An 18,785-nucleotide genomic window follows, 5' to 3' on the forward strand; every position below is an offset into this window, starting at 1 on the left:
ATTCGTGTTTTGGAATTACAGATTTTCTCGTTGTAGCGCGCAAGGGATAACAGCGGAAAGCCCACAGTCTCGTCTTTTTGGACGAGACGAGGACTTGCAGCGAATAGCCCGACGCAGCCGGAGTTTACGGAGGCTGGGTTGCGCCCAAAAAAAAATCGGTTCACATTGCTGTAAACCGATTTGGTTATATGTTTTTAGGAATTAACTGTTCATTAATTCTTCGATTTCCTCCACTTCAATTGGGATGTTGCGCATCATGTTGAATGGTTCACCGCTTTCCTGAACGATAATGTTATCTTCCAGACGGATTCCGAAACCTTCGGCAGGAATGTAAATTCCAGGCTCTACGGTGAACACCATATTGGCTTGCATGGGTTCGGTCAGGATTCCGTAATCGTGCGTGTCCAATCCCATGTGGTGGGAAGTTCCGTGCATGAAATATTTTTTATAAGCGGGCCATTCCGGGTTTTCGTTTTGTACATCGGCTTTGTCAATAAGACCCAAACCTAGCAATTCGGAAGTCATTAATTTTCCAACTTCGATATGGTATTGTTTCCAAAGTGTTCCTGTAGTCAGCATTTTTGTCGCTTCATTTTTCACCCGTAAAACGGCATTGTATACTTCTTTTTGTCTTTTGGTGTACTTTCCTGAAACGGGAATGGTACGCGTCATATCACTCGAATAATTGGCATATTCAGCCGCAACATCCAGTAAAATCAAATCACCTGCTTTGCATTGCTGGTTGTTTTCGATATAGTGCAACACATTAGCATTGTTTCCGGAAGCGATAATTGGCGTGTAGGCAAAACCTCTGGAACGGTTGCGAATGAATTCGTGAATCAGCTCGGCTTCGATTTCGTATTCGGTCACGTTTGGTTTCACGAAAGGTAATAATCTTCTAAAACCAAGTTCCGTAATATTACAGGCTTTTTGGATTAAATCCAATTCTTCGGTTTCTTTTACAGAACGAAGGCGTTGCAATATCGGGTTGCTTTTTGCGACAGCATGTGCCGGATATTTTTCTTTCCACCATTTTACAAAACGGGCTTCACGCGTTTCAGTTTCTACTGTAGCGCGGTAATGCTCGTTTGTATTGATGTAAATCGTGTCAGCGTGCGTCATCATTTCGAATAAGACTTTCTCAAATTCCTGCAACCAATACACGGTTCTGATTCCTGTTACTTCAAAAGCACGCTCTTTAGTCAGTTTTTCACCTTCCCAAATTGCAATGTGTTCGCTGGTTTCTTTCAAGAAAACCATTTCTCTTTGGTGCTCGTATGGCGCATCCGGGAAAAGCAATAAAATACTTTCTTCCTGATCTACTCCGCTTAAATAAAAGATATCGCGGTGTTGTGCAAATGGCAAAGTACTATCGGCAGAAACGGGATAAATATCATTAGAATTGAAGATGGCAACGCTTTTTGGCTTCATCTGAGCCATGAATTTTTCTCTATTTTTTATAAATAAATCTCGGTCAATTTGATGATATTTCATAACAATTCGTTTTTATACATTGAATATTCAAAAATACTAACTTTGAGAGAAACGGATGTTAATTACACTATAAAATTTTCAGATAACTATTTTTATGATTAATTTTCCAATTCAAATCAGTTTTTATGAAAAAAATAGTACTCTTCTCAGCCCTTATCGTACAAAGTATCTCTTGGGGACAAGTTTCTGCGGAAGCGATTCAGCAATCATTGGAAGCCAAAAAAGGAATGGAAAATCAATCGCTTTTTCAAAGTGTTACTTTCGAAAATGTGGGGCCAACGGTGATGAGCGGCAGAGTGGTGGATGTGGACGTAAACCCGGAAAATCCCACCGAATTTTATGTGGGTTATGCTTCAGGTGGACTTTGGTACACGAATAATAATGGGATGAGTTTTTCGCCAGTTATGGATGCGGCGCCTACGCAAAATGTGGGTGATATCGCGATAGACTGGAGACGAGGGACGATTTGGGTAGGAACTGGCGAAGTAAATTCGTCCCGATCCTCTTATGCCGGAATTGGAATTTTGAAATCTGAAGATAAAGGAAAGACTTGGCAAAATATGGGATTACACGACAGTCATCACATCAGCAGAATCCTGATTAATCCATCAAATCCAGATGAAGTTGTTGTGGGCGCAGTGGGGCATTTGTATTCAAAAAATGAAGAAAGAGGAATTTATAAAACGACAAATGGAGGAAAAACATGGAGTAAAACACTTTATATCGACGATGAAACGGGGATTATTGATGTGGCTGTTTCGCCAAAAAACTTCAAGGTTCAATATGCGGCTTCTTGGAGTAAAGACAGAAAAGCGTGGGATTTTATAGGAAGTGGCGCGACTTCGGGAATTTATAAAAGTGAAGATGCGGGATTGACATGGAAGCTTTTCACAACTGGTGAAAGCGGATTTCCTGTAGGGGAAGGCGTTGGGAGAATTGGTTTAGCGGTGTATGATGATGATAACGTGTATGCCATTTTGGATAACCAATTCAAAAGACCGTTGCAGTCCAAAAAAAGCAATTCGTTACCGATTGCATTTTCTGTTCCGGGAGACGAATTCCTGAAATTGCCCAATAAAAGTTTGAATTCTATTTTAAAGAATTACGGTTTAACCGAAAAATACAGAGCTGAAAACATCAAGCATTGGGTTCAAAACGGGTATTTGCAACCTAATGAAGCTGCCAAAGTAGTTTTGGATGCGATAAATAGTTTAGCTGAAACAGAAGTTATCGGAGCTGAAGTTTACAAATCAAGTAACGGAGGAAAAAACTGGACGAAGACCCACCAGGATTTTATTGATGATTTCTTTTATTCGTACGGCTATTATTTCAGTGTTATATCTGTTGATCCAAACGATGTCAATAAAATTTATTTATCGGGCGTACCCATTATAAAATCAAATGATGGCGGAAAAACATTCACCTCCATAAGCGAAGAGAATGTTCATGCAGATCATCACGTAGTTTGGCTGAACCCAAATAAATCCGGGCATTTAATTAATGGAAATGACGGCGGTTTGAACATTTCATATGATGATGGAGCACATTGGGTAAAAAGTAATTCGCATTCCGTAAGTCAGTTTTATGCAGTGAATGTAGATGAGCAGGAACCGTATAATATCTATGGCGGCATGCAGGATAATGGTGTTTGGGTTGGACCAAGTACTTACAAATATTCCTCAGAATGGTACCAAACCGGAAAATATCCTTATGAAAATTTGATGGGTGGTGACGGTATGCAAACTCAAATCGACAAAAGAAATCCTAATATTGTTTTTACTGGTTTTCAATTTGGGAATTATTATAGAATTGATCGTGCGAATAACAAACGAGAGTATGTATCGCCAAAGCCAAAAAAGGATGAAAAACCATTCCGATTCAATTGGCAGACGCCTATCTTATTGTCTTCGCACAACCAAGATATTTTATATATGGGGTCTAATTTCTTGCATCGTTCTATGAATCAAGGGCAAACTTGGACGGCTATTTCACCTGATTTGACGCAAGGAGTTAAAGAAGGAAATGTAGCTTTTGGAACTATCGCTGCTATCAGCGAAAGCGCTTTGCAGTTTGGTTTACTCTATACAGGAAGTGATGATGGATTAATTCATGTTTCGAAAGACGGTGGTGCGACTTGGAACAAAATTTCGGGGAATTTGCCTCAAAACAGATGGGTTTCCAGAGTCGTGGCTTCGGCCCACAAGAAAGAAAGAGTGTATGCAACTTTAAACGGATATCGAAATGATGATTTCACAAGTTATGTATATGTGTCAGATGATTTTGGGCAAACCTGGAAAAACATCGCCAATAATTTGCCTGTAAGTCCAGTGAATGTAATTGTGGAGGATAATGTCAACGAGAATGTTTTGTACGTGGGAACGGATAACGGATTGTATGTTTCGTTAAACAAAGGAACGAGCTGGGATGATTTTTCTAGCGGAATTCCAAACGTTGCCGTTCATGATGTAGTGATTCAAAAGAAAGCAAAAGATTTAGTGGTGGGAACTCACGGTCGTTCAGTGTACAAAGTTAATTTGGAACAAGTGCAACAATTGAGTGATAAAGTCATAGCGGAAAATCTTCATGTTTTTGAGCTTAAAAAGATAAAAAAATCAAGAGAATGGGGCAACAGTTGGAGTTCTTGGGCTAAGGCTTCAGAACCAAAAGCAGAGGTTTGGTTTTATTCGAATGAAAATGCAGAAGTGCTTTTGCAAATTGAAAATAGCTTGAAAGAAGTGGTTTATTCTCAGAAAGTGAAAGCCGTAAAAGGATTGAACAAACATATTTATGATCTTTCCATAACGAAAGCAACTGCCGATAATTGGAAAAATAAAGACAAAAAACTAAAATTGGAACAAGCTAAAAACGGTAAATATTACCTTCCAATTTCAGTGAATAAAATTAGCATTCAAAAAGGAAGTGAGAAAGTCGTTACTGATCTTGAAATTATTGAATCAAAATAAACAGTCCTATTGTTTTAAAAAAAAAACACGATTCCATCTGAAATCGTGTTTTTTTTATGGCTGCTACTTTGTTTAAAACTGTGCTACTTCTGTAGAATCTTTCATGGCAGTGGTAGAAGATTTTCCAATTGTCACAGTATTTTGTACCGCATCAAAATAAGAAGTTCCTACAAAACCTTGATGTTTTACCGCTTTGAAACCGTGTTTTTGTAGAGCAAATTCTCTTTCTTGTAATTCAGAATATCCGGCCATTCCTCTTTCTTTGTAGGCTTTAGACAATTCGAACATACTGGTATTTAACGCGTGGAATCCCGCTAATGTGATGAACTGGAATTTGTATCCCATTGCCGCAAGATCTTCTCTGAATGTTTCCATTTCGGCAACTGATAATTTTGCAGCCCAGTTGAAAGAAGGCGAGCAGTTGTAAGCCAACATTTTTCCAGGGAATTTTGCGTGAATTCCTTCGGCAAATTTTCTTGCGTAATCAAGATCCGGATTGCTGGTTTCCATCCAAATTAAATCAGCATAAGGCGCATAACTCAATCCTCTGTCAATTCCTTGTTCTACACCACAATTTACATAGAAAAAGCCTTCTCCAGTTTTTTCACCTGTGATGAATTTAGCGTCTCTAGGGTCAATATCGCTAGTTAATAAGTTGGCTGCGTCAGCATCTGTACGGGCAACAACAATTGTTGGCGTTCCCATTACGTCAGCTGCTAAACGTGCTGCAATTAATTTATTGATGGCTTCTTGCGTAGGAACCAATACTTTCCCTCCTAAGTGCCCACATTTTTTTGCAGAACTCAATTGATCTTCAAAGTGAACTCCGGCAGCTCCCGCTTCAATCATCGATTTCATTAATTCGAAAGCATTAAGGTTTCCTCCAAAACCAGCTTCGGCATCAGCAACAATAGGAACTAGATATTCTTTTTTGTCTGCAGTTCCGTTAACGACTTGTATTTGATCCGCTCTCAAAAGGGCGTTGTTGATTCGTTTTACTACCAATGGAACACTGTTGGCAGGATATAAAGATTGGTCAGGATACATTTCGCCGGCTACATTTGCATCAGCAGCTACCTGCCATCCGCTCAAATAAATAGCGTCCAATCCCGCTTCTACTTCTTGAATGGCTTGATTTCCGGTAAGCGCGCCAAGTCCGGCTACAAAATCCTGAGAATTTAGCTTATTCCATAAAGTATTCGCCCCAATTCTGGCTACACTATGCTCTATTTGATAAGAACCTTGCAATTTTACCACTTCTTCAGCGGTGTATGGTCGCTCAATGCCATTCCATCTTGGGTTCGTAATCCAGTCGGTAACTAATTCTTGAATTCTTGTTTCTGTAGTTTTCATTTTTTTTTTTGGTTGTTTGTTAATAGGGATTGTAATTAATTTTTTAAATGTATTTGTATCCGGGAATTGTCAAAAATTCGATAAAATTGTCATTCACTACCAGAATGTCTAATAATTGTTCGGCCAATCTGTATTTTTGTTTTTCATGATTTTCATCTCCAACGAGCTTTCTTATTTTTTCAAATTCTTCCATGGCTAGTCGGTGATAGTATTTTTCATTCAATACTTTTTGATTGTCTAAAACCACTTCGTTTTGTAGCCATTGCCACAATTGTGATCTCGAAATCTCAGCAGTAGCGGCATCTTCCATTAAATTATGTAAGGCTGCGGCACCTTGTCCGTTGAGCCATGAAGCGATATATAAAACCGAAATACTGATGTTTTTTCGAACACCTTCTTCTGTAATGGTTCCTTTTGGAGTTTCCAGTAAATCGCTTTCGGTAACGTGTACATCTTCTCTTTTTACATGAATTTGGTTTTTAGTTGGCATGTATTTATCGAATACCGTCATGGCTAGCGAAACCAAATCCGGATGTGCGACCCAAGTTCCGTCATGACCATTTTTTACTTCCCGCTCTTTGTCGACAATTACTTTGTCGAAAGCTACTTTATTAGCCTCTTCGTTGTTTTTTATCGGAATTTGTGCCGCCATTCCGCCAATTGCGTGAATATTTCGTTTGTGACACCTTTGAATCACCAATTGGGAATATGCACTCATAAATGGCGAAGTCATCGTCACTTGATCTCTGTTTGGAACAATGAAAGATGGGTTTTTTCTTAGTTTTTTGATGTACGAAAAAATATAATCCCATCGCCCGCAATTAAGACCTACAATATGGTCTTTTAATTCAAAAATGATTTCGTCCAATTGAAAACTGGCAGTTATCGTTTCGATTAAAACTGTGGCTTTGAATGTTCCGTTTTTTACGCCTAAATATTCCTGTGTAAATTCGAAAACTTCATTCCACCATCTTGCTTCCAGATAGTGTTCTAGTTTTGGAATATAAAAATACGGCGCCGTTCCATCCTCAATAAGTTGCTTGTGATTGTGAAAAGCATATAATCCAAAGTCGATTAGTGATCCCGAAGTTTGTTCTCCATCAATCAAAATATTTTTCTCAGGTAAATGCAGTCCTCTTGGGCGAACTAGCAACACGGCAGTTTTGTCGCTCAGACTGTATTTTTTATTTTTCACAGTGTCTTCAAGAGTGATAGTTTTATTTACCGCGTCTTTCAGGTTTTGTTGACCTGTCATTAAGTTGCTCCAAGTAGGAGAAGTACTGTCTTCAAAATCAGCCATGAACGTTTTTGCTCCCGAATTCAATGCATTGATGACCATTTTTCTGTCGACAGGACCCGTTATTTCGACTCTTCGATCTAATAAATCCTCGGGTGTTTTTGCCGCTTTCCAATTACTTTCTCGGATGCTTTTTGTTTCAGCAGGAAAAGTAGGGAAGGCACCTTGATCAAATAAAACTTGTTGCTTTTTTCGTTCTTCTAAAAGCACTAGTCTTTTTTCGTTGAAATTTTCATGAAGTAAAGACAAAAAAGTCATTGCTTCATCAGTTAAGATTTCCGGGTACTGCTCGGTAGTTTCTTCTGAAAAATTTAACAAATTTTTCGAATATACTTCTTTAAAATCCATTTTTAAATATATTTAATTTGACAATACTAAATTTTTGTTGATTATTTCTAATTGTTCAACACTGCAATAGTACAAAAAGTTTTTTACAAAACAAGCGAACGTACGCTAAAAATTAAAAATATTTTTTTTGGCGTAAATATTTTTTAGCTTATCTTTGAAATATGAATATAGAAAAGGATTATATCAAGTTGATTTTTGGGCTTAAACTCAAGCAGGCGCGCACCAATAAGAAGTTGTCTTTATTTGGTTTGGCTAAAATTACAGATCTTTCAAAATCGTATTTGAATGAAATTGAAAAAGGAAAAAAATATCCTAAAACAGATAAAATTATCCTGCTTTCAGAGAAATTAGAAATTTCTTATGACAGCATGGTTTCGTTAAAACTGGATAATAATTTGGCGCCTATTGGAGAAATTCTAAAATCAGGTATTCTGAAAGAGATTCCTTTAGAGATTTTCGGGATTCAAGAAAATGACCTTATCGATATTATTGCTAATGCTCCTGCAAAAGTCAATGCGTTTATAAGTACGATTATTGAGATTGCACAACATTATAATTTGACAAGAGAAAGTTTCTTTTTGGCTTCGTTGCGTTCGTACCAAGAAGCGCATACGAATTATTTTGAAGATTTAGAGCAGAAGGTATTGCAGTTTTCCAAAGCGTTCCATGTAAATATTGACACCAAAATTTCTATCGAAGAATTAATGGCTATATTGATTGAGGAATATGGGTATACCATCAAAGAACTTATTTTTTCTGAACAAGAACAATTGGGGGATTTGAGGTCGATTTTTGTTCCAAAAAGCAAGACTTTGTTACTTTCATTAGATATTGACGAGCCTCAGAAAGCGTTTATTCTGGCCAAAGAAATTGCGTATAATTACCTTGAGATTACCGAAAGGTTGTATACGTTCAGTTGGATTAAGTTTGATAATTTTGATCAGGTTCTGAATAACTTTTATGCTTCGTATTTTGCTGGAGCATTGCTTATTCCAAGACAAAAATTGATAGACGAGCTGAATTTATTTTTGTCAAAAACAGATCCAAAACCTCAGGAGATGATTGCTTTGATGAGTGGGTTTAATGTTTCTCCGGAATCGTTTTACCAAAGGTTGACTAATATTTTACCAAAAGATTTTCAGCTGAAAAACCTCTTTTTTCTACGATTGTCCCATCAAATAGGAACGGATACGTATCAAATAAAAAAAGAATTACACATCACCAATCAGCAGGAGCCACACGCTAATGAAATGAATGAGCATTACTGCCGAAGATGGGTTTCTATACGCACGATTGAGGAATCTTTGAAGCAAAAGAAAAGCCATTTTTTTGATGCGCAAATCTCCAGTTATGAAAACAGCAAAAATGAATATCTTGTTTTTTCATCAGCAACACCGGATCCGTTTAAGGTAGATTGCATCCGTAGTATTTCGGTAGGGATATTGATAACACCTGGAATGAAGAAAAAATTTAAGTTTATTGAAAATGATTCGATTAAAAAACAGATTGTCGGGGTTACCTGTGAAACCTGTGCTGTTAAAAATTGTTTAGAAAGAGCTTCGCCGCCAATACAATTAGAGCAAAAAATGCGCCATGAAAACACCGATTTAATCGTGCAGCAATACATGACAAAATTTAGTTAGCGTAATACTGTCTTTAAATAAAAAAAGCACCGAAAGTTCAAGTATGAATTCACGGTGCTTTTTTGTGGAAGTATAAAATTAATCAACCCATTTGTAATAACGAGCACCTATTAAATTAGGAATTTCGTTTTCAATTCGGTCTAAAGCCCATTCGTTTTTTGGAGTTTGAATGCTGGTTTTTTGTTCCTTTTTATGTAGTTTATTGTAGGTGTCAAAATCAATTTTGAAACTTTCTTCTATTGTTTCAAAAAGGTTTACGCCAGCAATTGCTAATTTCCATTCCGGTTGAATTGTTCCTTCAAAAACTTTCGATTTTGAACCGCTTCCGTAAGCTAGAAAACCAAATTTACTGTCACTTATTTCTTTTTCGGTATCATAAAAATGGGCCAAAGTAGATAGTAATCCCATGAAAATAGAGCCAGTGTACAAGTTTCCAATTAGAGAAGAGGCGATTTCGGCAGGCATTAATTTTTCGTTTATGAATTCTTTATAGGCTTCTGATTTGCTGATTTCTTTCAATTTATTTTGGTATTCCGAAGCCTCTTCGTCGCCGGAAATAATCGTATTGGAAGCGTCTAAAGCATAAATTTCAGACAACATTCGGCGTCCCTGAAAAGCATAAGGCAAATGCATGACGATACTTTTCCAGGAATCGTAAACGGTTTCGGTAGTGTTTTTTAATTTTTTGAATGAAAAATACGCATCTCTAGTTCGATCCATATAACATTGATTTGAATATTGACCGTCAAAAACCGGTTGGTCTTTGTGAATTTCAACTTCATTTTCTAAATTTTCAAACCACGGTTCATTAGTTGGATTTCCTGTAATTGCTGTTTTCGAAATCGTTCGGTACGGTTTGAAGAAGTCAAAAACTCCTTTTGTGCTCGTTGCCCAATTATTTTCGAAAGCAATAATTCTTGGGGTTGAAGTAATCAACATTGCTAAAGCGCCTGCGCCTTGCGTATATTCTCCGGTAGAATTTAAATCGTATTTTGCAAAATCAGTAGTGACAACAATTGCTTTTTTGGTTGGATTCAGTTTTACAAAATCAATACAGTTTTGCATGGCATCAACTCCGCCAATACAAGCAAAAGTAAAATCAACCACATCACATTCTGATAAAGTGTTTGCTCCAAATTTCTGCTCCATTAATGCAATCAAAAACGAGCTGATTGGCTTTGAGCTGTCAATGGCACTTTCGGTTCCTACATAAATTCGGGCGATTTCGTTGAGGTTGATGTTGTTGTCTAAAATTAATTTTGTCAATGCATTGGCACCAAAAACAACTGTGTCTTGATGTGTGTCCGGCAATGTCATTTTGATTAAACCCAGTCCTTTTTCCAGTTTTTCGGGTTCGATATTTCTGGCTTTTGCCAAAGTATTTATTGGTAAATGTATTTTTGCAACATCAAAAGAGATGGCGTCAATTCCTGTTTTCATTCTTCAATTTTTAACGTGTAAAGTTAAAAACGCATTGTCTCGATACAATTATTTTAAGGATATAAAATGATGGTACTTGGTGTTTTTATTGATTTAGAAATAAAGAACAATAAAAATTATTGAATTAGTAATTTTGGGCTGTTTAGAGGTTGGTATTTAGTCAATTTCGTGGCGTATTATTTAAGATTTTTTTCTTTTTTGTTTAACCGTTTTTCTGGCTGTTTTTGGATTTATGTTTGATATTTAAGGATTTCTTGATATTTTGTGTAAAACACTTTAAAATCATTATAAATAACAGCGAAAAGGTTGTAGTTACTGTCTAATTGCTCTATTTTTGTATAATTTTTTAAAACAAATTATATAAATCTTATGGCAAAATCTGCATTATTGAAATCGTCAATAGCAAAAAAAGTAGCTATGGCACTTTCAGGACTTTTTTTGATGTTGTTTCTAGCACAGCATTTTTTTATCAATATGACATCGGTGTTTAGTGAAAACACATTCAACTCGATTTCTCATTTTATGGGAAATAATCCATTAGTTCAGTTCGTAATTCAACCTATATTGATTGTTGGGGTAGTTTTTCACTTCATCATGGGTATTGTTTTGGATTTTAAAAACCGTGCAGCAAGACCAATTGCTTATGCAAAGAACAACGGCGCTGCTAACTCATCTTGGGCTTCTAGGAACATGATTATAACTGGCCTAGTGGTTCTTGCTTTTATTATACTGCATTTTTATGATTTCTGGGTTCCAGAAATGGTGTATAAATATGTAGAAGTTAATTCGCTTGACGAAACTAGATATTTTCATGAAATGACTGCTAAATTTGAAAGTCCGGTTCGTACTGGTTTATACTGTTTGTCATTTGTATTATTGGCATTGCACTTGTGGCACGGATTCAGTTCTTCTTTTCAATCTGTTGGAGCAAGAAGAGTTTCTTTGGGAACTCAAAAATTCGGTTACGCGTTTGCAATTATAATTCCTTTTGGATTTATTTTTATTGCATTATTTCATCATTTCAATCATTAATATTCAATTATAATGGCATTAGACTCAAAAATACCAGAAGGTTCGATTTCGGACAAATGGACAAATTATAAAGATCATATTAATTTAGTGAATCCTGCAAACAAGCGTAACTTAGATGTTATTATTGTTGGTACAGGTTTAGCTGGAGGTTCTGCTGCTGCAACATTGGCAGAATTAGGGTATAACGTAAAAGCATTTTGTTTTCAAGATTCGCCACGTCGTGCGCACTCCATTGCGGCACAAGGAGGAATTAACGCGGCAAAAAATTATCAAGGAGACGGGGATTCCACTTTCCGTTTGTTTTATGATACTGTAAAAGGTGGCGATTATCGTGCTCGTGAAGCAAACGTACATCGTTTGGCTGAAGTTTCCGGGAATATTATTGACCAATGTGTGGCACAAGGTGTTCCATTGGCTCGTGAATATGGCGGATTGTTAGATAACCGTTCTTTTGGTGGAACATTGGTTTCTAGAACTTTTTACGCAAAAGGACAAACAGGACAACAACTATTATTAGGTGCTTATTCAGCAATGAATCGCCAGATAGGTCGTGGAAAAATAAAAATGCACAACCGTCACGAAATGCTGGATTTAGTAATCGTAAACGGAAAAGCAAGAGGAATTATCGCTCGTAACTTAGTTACTGGAGAAATAGAAAGACATTCAGCTCATGCTGTTGTTATTGCTTCTGGTGGTTACGGAAATGTATTTTTCCTTTCTACAAATGCAATGGGAAGTAATGCTACTGCAGCTTGGAAAATCCACAAAAAAGGAGCTTTCTTCGCAAATCCTTGTTACACACAAATTCACCCAACTTGTATTCCAGTTTCTGGAGATCACCAATCGAAATTGACATTAATGTCAGAGTCGTTGCGTAACGATGGTCGTATTTGGGTTCCTGCAAAATTAGAAGATGCAAAAGCGATTCGTGAAGGAAAAAAGAAACCAACGGATTTGTCTGAAGCAGAAAGAGATTATTATTTAGAAAGAAGATATCCAGCTTTTGGAAATTTAGTACCTAGAGATATTGCTTCTCGTGCTGCTAAAGAAAGATGTGATGCAGGTTTTGGAGTAAATAAAACAGGAGAAGCTGTTTATTTAGATTTCGCTGCAGCTATCCAAAGATATGGAGTTGACCAAGCAAGAATCAAACATTTAGACGAAAAAGACACTGCTCTAGTTATTAAATTAGGAACAGAAGTTGTTGCCAATAAATACGGTAACTTGTTTCAGATGTATGAAAAAATCGTTGATGAAAATCCATATTCAACTCCAATGATGATTTACCCTGCGGTACATTATACTATGGGTGGAACTTGGGTTGATTATAACTTACAAACTACCATTCCGGGATGTTTCTCTATTGGAGAATCTAATTTCTCTGATCACGGAGCAAACAGACTTGGAGCTTCTGCTTTGATGCAAGGTTTAGCTGATGGATATTTTGTATTGCCATATACTATTGGAGATTATTTATCACCAGATATTAAAATGGGTGCTATATCTACAGATTTACCTGAATTTGTTGCTGCTGAAAAAGCGGTGAAAGATCAAATCGAAAGATTCATGAACAATAAAGGAACACATTCTGTTGATTATTTCCATAAGAAATTAGGGAAAATCATGTGGGACAAAGTGGGTATGGCTCGTAATGCTAAAGGATTAAATGAAGCAATTGTTGAGATTGCCGCTTTACGCGAAGAGTTCTACAAAGAGGTAAAAGTTCCTGGTGACGCTAATGGTTTTAACCAAGAATTGGAAAAAGCGACTCGTGTTGCCGATTTCCTTGAATTGGGAGAATTATTCGCTAAAGATGCTTTACATCGTAATGAATCTTGTGGAGGACATTTCCGTGAAGAATACCAAACTGAAGAAGGTGAAGCGCAACGTGACGATGAGAATTTCGCTTACGTAGCAGCATGGGAATACACTGGGAAACCAAGTGAAGCTGTTTTACACAAAGAACCGTTGGTATTTGACAACGTGAAATTAGTTCAAAGAAGTTATAAATAGAATTTAGTCAAAAGTTAAAAGTCAAAAGTCTTAAAGTAAAGGGCTTTCGACCTTAGACTTTCAGACTTTAAAACTAAAAAAATATGAAACTTACATTAAAAATATGGCGTCAGAAAAATGCCGCTGCAGAAGGAAAAATAGTTGAATATCCGATAGATCATATTGAACCGGACATGTCGTTTCTTGAAATGCTTGACATTTTGAATGACGAACTAATCATGAAAGGGGATGAACCAGTTGCATTTGATCACGATTGTCGCGAAGGAATTTGCGGAATGTGTTCTTTGTACATCAATGGGGAAGCTCACGGACCGGATAGAGGTGTTACCACTTGTCAATTGCACATGAGAATGTTCAAGGATGGCGATACTATTTTTATCGAGCCATTCAGAGCAAAAGCATTTCCTGTAATTAAAGATTTAGTTGTAGACAGAAGTTCTTTTGACAGAATTCAACATGCCGGAGGATTTATATCTGTAAACACATCAGGAAATACAATTGATGCAAATACAATTCCTGTGAACAAGAAAGATGCTGATGATGCATTTGATGCTGCTGCTTGTATTGGTTGCGGAGCTTGTGTTGCTACTTGTAAAAACTCATCGGCAATGTTATTTGTTGCTGCTAAAGTATCTCAATATGCTTTGTTGCCACAAGGAAGAATTGAAGCTACTGACAGGGTTTTAAACATGGTGAGCCAAATGGATGCCGAAGGTTTTGGTAACTGTACTAATACTGGAGCTTGTGAAGTAGAATGTCCAAAAGGAATTTCTCTTGAAAATATTGCTCGAATGAACAGAGAGTATATGTCTGCAAGTTTGAAAGGATAAAAACTCAAAGCATACAATTAAAAAACGCATTCAATGTCAAAGTTGAATGCGTTTTTTTTATATAACTAAATGTTAGATTTAAGAATTAGTTTAGTCTTTCCATCCCCAAGGTGCGGAAGGTGTTGGAACTACTTTTGTAATGTCAAATTTAACGGTAAACAATCGGTCTGAACCGATGCGTCTTAGGTTATAGGTAAAAGAAGTTTCGTCTAAAGTAATCCACCAAACATTGGCGGAAGCATTTGGAATTAAATCACATGTTTGTTGATCTGCCGGAAAAAACTGAAGCGTCGATAAACCAGAATTAGAGGTTGTTCCGCCGTATTGTGTCACCTTGTCTTCAGAACCGTCTTCGTGGCGGTGGTCGTGTTTCAATTGAATACGGTCATTTTTATAGGTTAACACCCAAGTTCTCGATTTGTCATCTCCTACAAAAAATGGAATTCGAATCGTGTTCTCATCGCAATTGCGAACGTGCATCACTAGCTTTTTATCTCGAAAAGTATCATTGGCAGCGCCTTCTTTTACTTCTCCTTCAAATGATTTTCCGCATTGTTTTTGTAAGTTTTCCCAAAATTGTTTAGCACCTGATTTTTCTTGACCAAAAATCAAAATAGAGCATAACAGTGTGCATACAAGAAGTATCTTTTTCATAAAGTTGTTTTTTGCTAATATAATAAACTTATGGTATTGTGATATTTCTTATTTTTATAAAAAATAAAACAATGCAAGTCATCCTTATTCAAGCTCCTTTAATTTGGGAAAACCCAAAGTCAAATCGTGATTATTTCGAAGCAAAAATCAATTTAATTACAGAAAATGTTGATTTAATTGTATTGCCGGAAATGTTTACGAGCGGTTTTACAATGAGCCCTGAGAATGTCGCTGAAACAATGCAAGGCGAAACAATAACTTGGCTTAAAGCGTTGGCAAAAGCCAGGAACTGTGCCATTACGGGAAGTTTAGTTATAAAGGAAAATGAAAATTTTTACAATCGATTAGTATTTGTATTTCCTTCCGGAGAAATTCAGTTTTATGATAAAAGGCATTTATTTACTTTGGCTGGAGAAGACAAAGTCTATACAAGTGGCAATCAAAAAATAGTTGTAGACTATTTGGGTTGGAAAATTTGTCCGTTGATTTGTTATGATTTGCGATTTCCGGCTTTTTCCAGAAATTCAGAGGATTATGACTTATTGATTTATGTGGCAAGTTGGCCAAAAATCAGAACAAATGCTTGGGATGTTTTGTTGAAAGCCAGAGCGATAGAAAACATGAGTTATGCAATTGGTGTCAATAGAATAGGAACTGATTCGAATGGTTACGAATACATTGGTCACTCACAAGCAGTCGATTTTCTTGGGAATTATGTCTTGGACCCAGAAGAATCTGAAGGCTCTTTTTTAGTAGTATTAGACAAAGAAAAAATGCTGGAAACCAGACAAAAATTAGGTTTTTTGAACGACAGAGATTCTTTTGAAATAAAAAATATTTAGCCCTAGTTTTTTTTATCGGTTTTCTTTTTAGGTTCGGGAGTGTAAGGAATACTCAAGTCAAAAACTTGATTTACATCCCAATTGGCTCGAACATCGATTTCCTTGGAAAAATAGATCACTTCTTCTGCTTGGCGTTTTTCTAAATAGTTACCGGAATCCCATTCCTTGTTTTTATTAGTGTCATAAATAGCACGTAATGTATAAAGCGCAGGTTCGATTAAATTAAATTCTACTGTGGTGTTTTTTTCAGTGTATTCAGTCGCTAAAACATCACCTTTTATATTTGTCAGTTCTATAATGACAGGAAATTCTTTTATGTTTTCTAATACAACGGTGAGATTCCCGTAGTCAGAGGTATTTCCCGTGTTTAGTTTATGAGTCAAGGTATCATTCGATTTTTCGAAAAAATCAGTTAACGCTCCAGGCAAAATTTCAAAAGTGTAATTTTCTGAGGGTTCCTTTTTAAAGTCAAAATACAATTTCTGATTGAATTCGTCGTATTCAGTGGTAAAAGGCACTGCGGTTTTTGCATTGTTGATTAAATTTATTTTAGAATTCTCAATGCGGATTAATGGAGTTGAGCTTTCTAATGTAAAACGCTCACGCAATTTTAAGTTGCCGGTTTGTAAGGCAGAGATGCTTAAGGTGTCCTTTTTTTGGTCTTTTATTTTAAAGGTGAAATTGGTTTCGTATTTGTCTTTGGCTACAGCCAAAGTAAGCGAATCTACTTTGATAGGTTTATACCAGACTTGAAGAGAATCCTTTTTAGGGAATTTAGTAATGATATTGGACAGGACTTCAGTATTGTTTTTCAAAATTAACTTTGGTAGGGCGGCAGCTGAATTGACAACGCCTTCGTACCCCATGAACAATCTGTTTCCAGATGCTTGAGTTGGTTTGAACGTTTTAAAAGGGAGCGTTTCCTTGAATAATTCCAACTCGTAAAGGGTGTCGTTTGGAATAGTAATAAATTCTTTACTGAATCCTATTTTATCCGTTTTTGGATTGTATTTATTATTGCTGTTGTAATCTTTCATGGCTACAAGAAGATACTTTCCGGCTTTTAAATTCTCAAAGCGAAAAGTCTTCAGACTATCTAATGTGTTAGTCACATATCTTGGATTCTCATTATAGACTACCGAATCCTTAAAAGTGTCATTCACGTCATACAGCATAACCGAAACGAATGACTCTACTTCTTTGTCATAAGCGCTTTTTACAGTTCCGCCAAGGCTTAAAGAATCAATATAATCGCCAGTTGAAAACACATATTTGAATTGATTTAACGGATTTCCTTCGTTATTGTCAGCGATACTTTGGCCAAAATTAAAGCTGTAAGTAGTATTAGGTTGTAATGTATCTTTGATTTTTATTGTAATCGTTTTGCTTGGAGTAGTAGGCAGAATTGATGGTTCGTATTTCATTGGTGGTGAAACAATCAATTGCTTGTTAAGGTTTTTGAGTTTAATGTTCTCGTCAAAAACTAGTTTGATCTCGTTTCCTTTGAAATTTTTACTGAAATTTTCCGGGAAACTTACTTTTAAAACAGGTGCAATGGTATCTTTCAAACCGCCAGTGATGGAGCCTCTTTTTGCACATCCAACAATAATTAAGAGCAATAGAAAGAAGGTGTATTTTAAATTGTTTTTCAACATATCAAATCATAATTAGAATCTACAAAATAACAATTATAATTCATGCAATCGAAATTTTTTATAGAATTATTATGAGCGATTTAATTCAGCTTACTTTTTAGAATGCTGCCCTTTTTTTGTTTTTAATGTTTAAATTTACGTCAAACAAATTGTATCGCGTTTAGTGTACTGCTTGAATTTAAAACCAATGTTGAATTGATAGTATAAACAATGAGAAAAATAGAACATATAGGGATTGCGGTCAAAGATTTAGAAGTGTCGAATTTAGTTTTCGAAAAACTCTTTGGCGCTCCGGCTTATAAATTTGAAGATGTAGAAACCGAAGGAGTGACAACTTCTTTTTTTATGAATGGACCCAATAAAATTGAACTCCTAGCGGCTACCAATCCAGAAAGTCCTATTGCTAAGTTCATAGAAAAAAAGGGAGAAGGGATTCATCATATTGCTTTTGATGTTGAAGATATTGTTTCAGAAATAGCGCGTTTGAAAAAAGAAGGGTTTGTTGTCTTGAATGAAATCCCAAAAAAAGGAGCTGATAATAAGATAGTTGCGTTTTTACATCCAAAAAGCACTAATGGTGTTTTGATTGAATTGTGCCAGGAAATAAAATAATTTTAGTACAGATAATTGGGTAGTATTCTAATATTCAGTTGGTTTCTGTTTGAAAAAAGCTAATAATTGAACTATATTAAAATCTAAGTCAAAAATATTTGGAGCAAATGAAAAATAGTGGTAATATTGCACACTCTTAACCGGTCCTATAGCTCAGCTGGTTAGAGCACCTGACTCATAATCAGGTGGTCCCTGGTTCGAGCCCAGGTGGGACCACAAAACCCTCTAAGACAAATGTTTTAGAGGGTTTTCTTTTTTTACTAAAAACCAAAATGGACTAAAACACGTATCTTTGTATACTGAGAATAAGTACTTTCTGTTTAATGGTTTAATAGATTTTTTTATTTCAGTAAATTTACTATTTTTGAAGCCGATGAAGATTGAGTCAAATAAATTTTATTTTTTAATCATTTTCCTTTTTGGGATTATGAATGTTTTTGCAGGTCCTGGAGGTTCTGGTCCTCCTGCGCCTACGGCTAAAAAACCACCGCCACCACCTGGATTGTCTATTGATGAAAATAGTGTTATAATAATGATAATTGCCTTGTTATTTGGGATTTATATCATTTACAACAATATGTTAAAAACAAAAACCCCAATTTAAATTGG

At 36.2% G+C, this 18,785-nt stretch carries 14 protein-coding genes and 1 tRNA gene; 9 read left to right on the plus strand and 6 right to left on the minus strand.

What is annotated here, in order from left to right; all coding sequences use genetic code 11:
• Nucleotides 1-201: 201 nt before the first annotated feature.
• Entirely contained in the window at nt 202-1,494 is a 1,293-nt protein-coding gene (locus tag QLS97_RS03300) for an aminopeptidase P family protein (RefSeq protein ID WP_282714242.1), read from the minus strand.
• A gap of 125 nt (nt 1,495-1,619) precedes the next feature.
• Here QLS97_RS03300 and QLS97_RS03305 point away from each other — a divergent pair, with 125 nt between their 5' ends.
• Nucleotides 1,620-4,457 carry a beta propeller repeat protein gene (locus tag QLS97_RS03305; RefSeq protein ID WP_282714243.1) on the plus strand — a complete coding sequence of 946 codons (2,838 nt, stop codon included), beginning with the start codon at nt 1,620-1,622 and terminating at the stop codon, nt 4,455-4,457.
• A gap of 72 nt (nt 4,458-4,529) precedes the next feature.
• Here the strand turns inward: QLS97_RS03305 and aceA are convergent, their stop codons facing one another.
• On the minus strand, nt 4,530-5,810 hold the full coding sequence (gene aceA, locus QLS97_RS03310) for an isocitrate lyase (protein ID WP_131914795.1): 1,281 nt from the start codon (nt 5,808-5,810) through the stop codon (nt 4,530-4,532).
• A 43-nt stretch (nt 5,811-5,853) separates the two neighbouring features.
• Nucleotides 5,854-7,455: a malate synthase A gene (gene aceB / locus QLS97_RS03315; RefSeq protein ID WP_282714244.1), complete on the minus strand. Its 1,602-nt coding sequence runs from the start codon at nt 7,453-7,455 to the stop codon at nt 5,854-5,856.
• Nucleotides 7,456-7,616: 161 nt separating this feature from the next.
• On the opposite strand from aceB, the gene QLS97_RS03320 reads away from it, so the two are divergent.
• A complete protein-coding gene (locus QLS97_RS03320) occupies nt 7,617-9,098 on the plus strand; it encodes a helix-turn-helix domain-containing protein (protein WP_282714245.1) in 1,482 nt (493 codons plus the stop codon).
• A gap of 78 nt (nt 9,099-9,176) precedes the next feature.
• Here QLS97_RS03320 and QLS97_RS03325 read toward each other — a convergent pair whose 3' ends face one another.
• Entirely contained in the window at nt 9,177-10,538 is a 1,362-nt protein-coding gene (locus QLS97_RS03325; protein WP_282714246.1) for a hydroxymethylglutaryl-CoA synthase family protein, read from the minus strand.
• 369 nt (nt 10,539-10,907) lie between these two features.
• On the opposite strand from QLS97_RS03325, the gene QLS97_RS03330 reads away from it, so the two are divergent.
• From QLS97_RS03330 to QLS97_RS03340, 3 genes are all read left to right on the plus strand, one after another.
• Nucleotides 10,908-11,570, plus strand: coding sequence for a succinate dehydrogenase cytochrome b subunit (locus QLS97_RS03330; RefSeq protein ID WP_282714247.1), 663 nt, complete (start codon nt 10,908-10,910; stop codon nt 11,568-11,570).
• 12 nt (nt 11,571-11,582) lie between these two features.
• Nucleotides 11,583-13,583, plus strand: a complete 2,001-nt coding sequence (locus QLS97_RS03335) for a fumarate reductase/succinate dehydrogenase flavoprotein subunit (protein WP_282714248.1) — start codon at nt 11,583-11,585, stop codon at nt 13,581-13,583.
• A gap of 83 nt (nt 13,584-13,666) precedes the next feature.
• On the plus strand, nt 13,667-14,413 hold the full coding sequence (locus tag QLS97_RS03340; RefSeq protein WP_091166542.1) for a succinate dehydrogenase/fumarate reductase iron-sulfur subunit: 747 nt from the start codon (nt 13,667-13,669) through the stop codon (nt 14,411-14,413).
• 90 nt (nt 14,414-14,503) lie between these two features.
• Here the strand turns inward: QLS97_RS03340 and QLS97_RS03345 are convergent, their stop codons facing one another.
• A complete protein-coding gene (locus QLS97_RS03345) occupies nt 14,504-15,067 on the minus strand; it encodes a hypothetical protein (RefSeq protein WP_282714249.1) in 564 nt (187 codons plus the stop codon).
• 71 nt (nt 15,068-15,138) lie between these two features.
• Here QLS97_RS03345 and QLS97_RS03350 point away from each other — a divergent pair, with 71 nt between their 5' ends.
• On the plus strand, nt 15,139-15,909 hold the full coding sequence (locus QLS97_RS03350) for an amidohydrolase (protein ID WP_282714250.1): 771 nt from the start codon (nt 15,139-15,141) through the stop codon (nt 15,907-15,909).
• 2 nt (nt 15,910-15,911) lie between these two features.
• Here the strand turns inward: QLS97_RS03350 and QLS97_RS03355 are convergent, their stop codons facing one another.
• Entirely contained in the window at nt 15,912-17,564 is a 1,653-nt protein-coding gene (locus tag QLS97_RS03355) for an Ig-like domain-containing domain (protein WP_282714251.1), read from the minus strand.
• A gap of 210 nt (nt 17,565-17,774) precedes the next feature.
• On the opposite strand from QLS97_RS03355, the gene mce reads away from it, so the two are divergent.
• From mce to QLS97_RS03370, 3 genes are all read left to right on the plus strand, one after another.
• The gene (gene mce, locus QLS97_RS03360) at nt 17,775-18,176 is read left to right on the plus strand and encodes a methylmalonyl-CoA epimerase (RefSeq protein ID WP_282714252.1); all 402 of its coding nucleotides are present in this window, start codon (nt 17,775-17,777) and stop codon (nt 18,174-18,176) included.
• Nucleotides 18,177-18,318: 142 nt separating this feature from the next.
• Nucleotides 18,319-18,392: transfer RNA gene (locus QLS97_RS03365), tRNA-Ile, on the plus strand.
• 157 nt (nt 18,393-18,549) lie between these two features.
• Nucleotides 18,550-18,780: a hypothetical protein gene (locus tag QLS97_RS03370; RefSeq protein ID WP_282714253.1), complete on the plus strand. Its 231-nt coding sequence runs from the start codon at nt 18,550-18,552 to the stop codon at nt 18,778-18,780.
• Nucleotides 18,781-18,785: the final 5 nt, after the last annotated feature.

The sequence above is a fragment of the Flavobacterium yafengii genome (assembly GCF_030010375.1).
GTDB lineage: Bacteria > Bacteroidota > Bacteroidia > Flavobacteriales > Flavobacteriaceae > Flavobacterium > Flavobacterium yafengii.

Coding starts and splice junctions, on each gene's coding strand:
- QLS97_RS03300 (WP_282714242.1), bottom strand. CDS start 1,494: ATGAAATATCATCAAATTGACCGAGATTTATTTATAAAAAATAGAGAA.
- QLS97_RS03305 (WP_282714243.1), top strand. CDS start 1,620: ATGAAAAAAATAGTACTCTTCTCAGCCCTTATCGTACAAAGTATCTCT.
- aceA (WP_131914795.1), bottom strand. CDS start 5,810: ATGAAAACTACAGAAACAAGAATTCAAGAATTAGTTACCGACTGGATT.
- aceB (WP_282714244.1), bottom strand. CDS start 7,455: ATGGATTTTAAAGAAGTATATTCGAAAAATTTGTTAAATTTTTCAGAA.
- QLS97_RS03320 (WP_282714245.1), top strand. CDS start 7,617: ATGAATATAGAAAAGGATTATATCAAGTTGATTTTTGGGCTTAAACTC.
- QLS97_RS03325 (WP_282714246.1), bottom strand. CDS start 10,538: ATGAAAACAGGAATTGACGCCATCTCTTTTGATGTTGCAAAAATACAT.
- QLS97_RS03330 (WP_282714247.1), top strand. CDS start 10,908: ATGGCAAAATCTGCATTATTGAAATCGTCAATAGCAAAAAAAGTAGCT.
- QLS97_RS03335 (WP_282714248.1), top strand. CDS start 11,583: ATGGCATTAGACTCAAAAATACCAGAAGGTTCGATTTCGGACAAATGG.
- QLS97_RS03340 (WP_091166542.1), top strand. CDS start 13,667: ATGAAACTTACATTAAAAATATGGCGTCAGAAAAATGCCGCTGCAGAA.
- QLS97_RS03345 (WP_282714249.1), bottom strand. CDS start 15,067: ATGAAAAAGATACTTCTTGTATGCACACTGTTATGCTCTATTTTGATT.
- QLS97_RS03350 (WP_282714250.1), top strand. CDS start 15,139: ATGCAAGTCATCCTTATTCAAGCTCCTTTAATTTGGGAAAACCCAAAG.
- QLS97_RS03355 (WP_282714251.1), bottom strand. CDS start 17,564: ATGTTGAAAAACAATTTAAAATACACCTTCTTTCTATTGCTCTTAATT.
- mce (WP_282714252.1), top strand. CDS start 17,775: ATGAGAAAAATAGAACATATAGGGATTGCGGTCAAAGATTTAGAAGTG.
- QLS97_RS03370 (WP_282714253.1), top strand. CDS start 18,550: ATGAAGATTGAGTCAAATAAATTTTATTTTTTAATCATTTTCCTTTTT.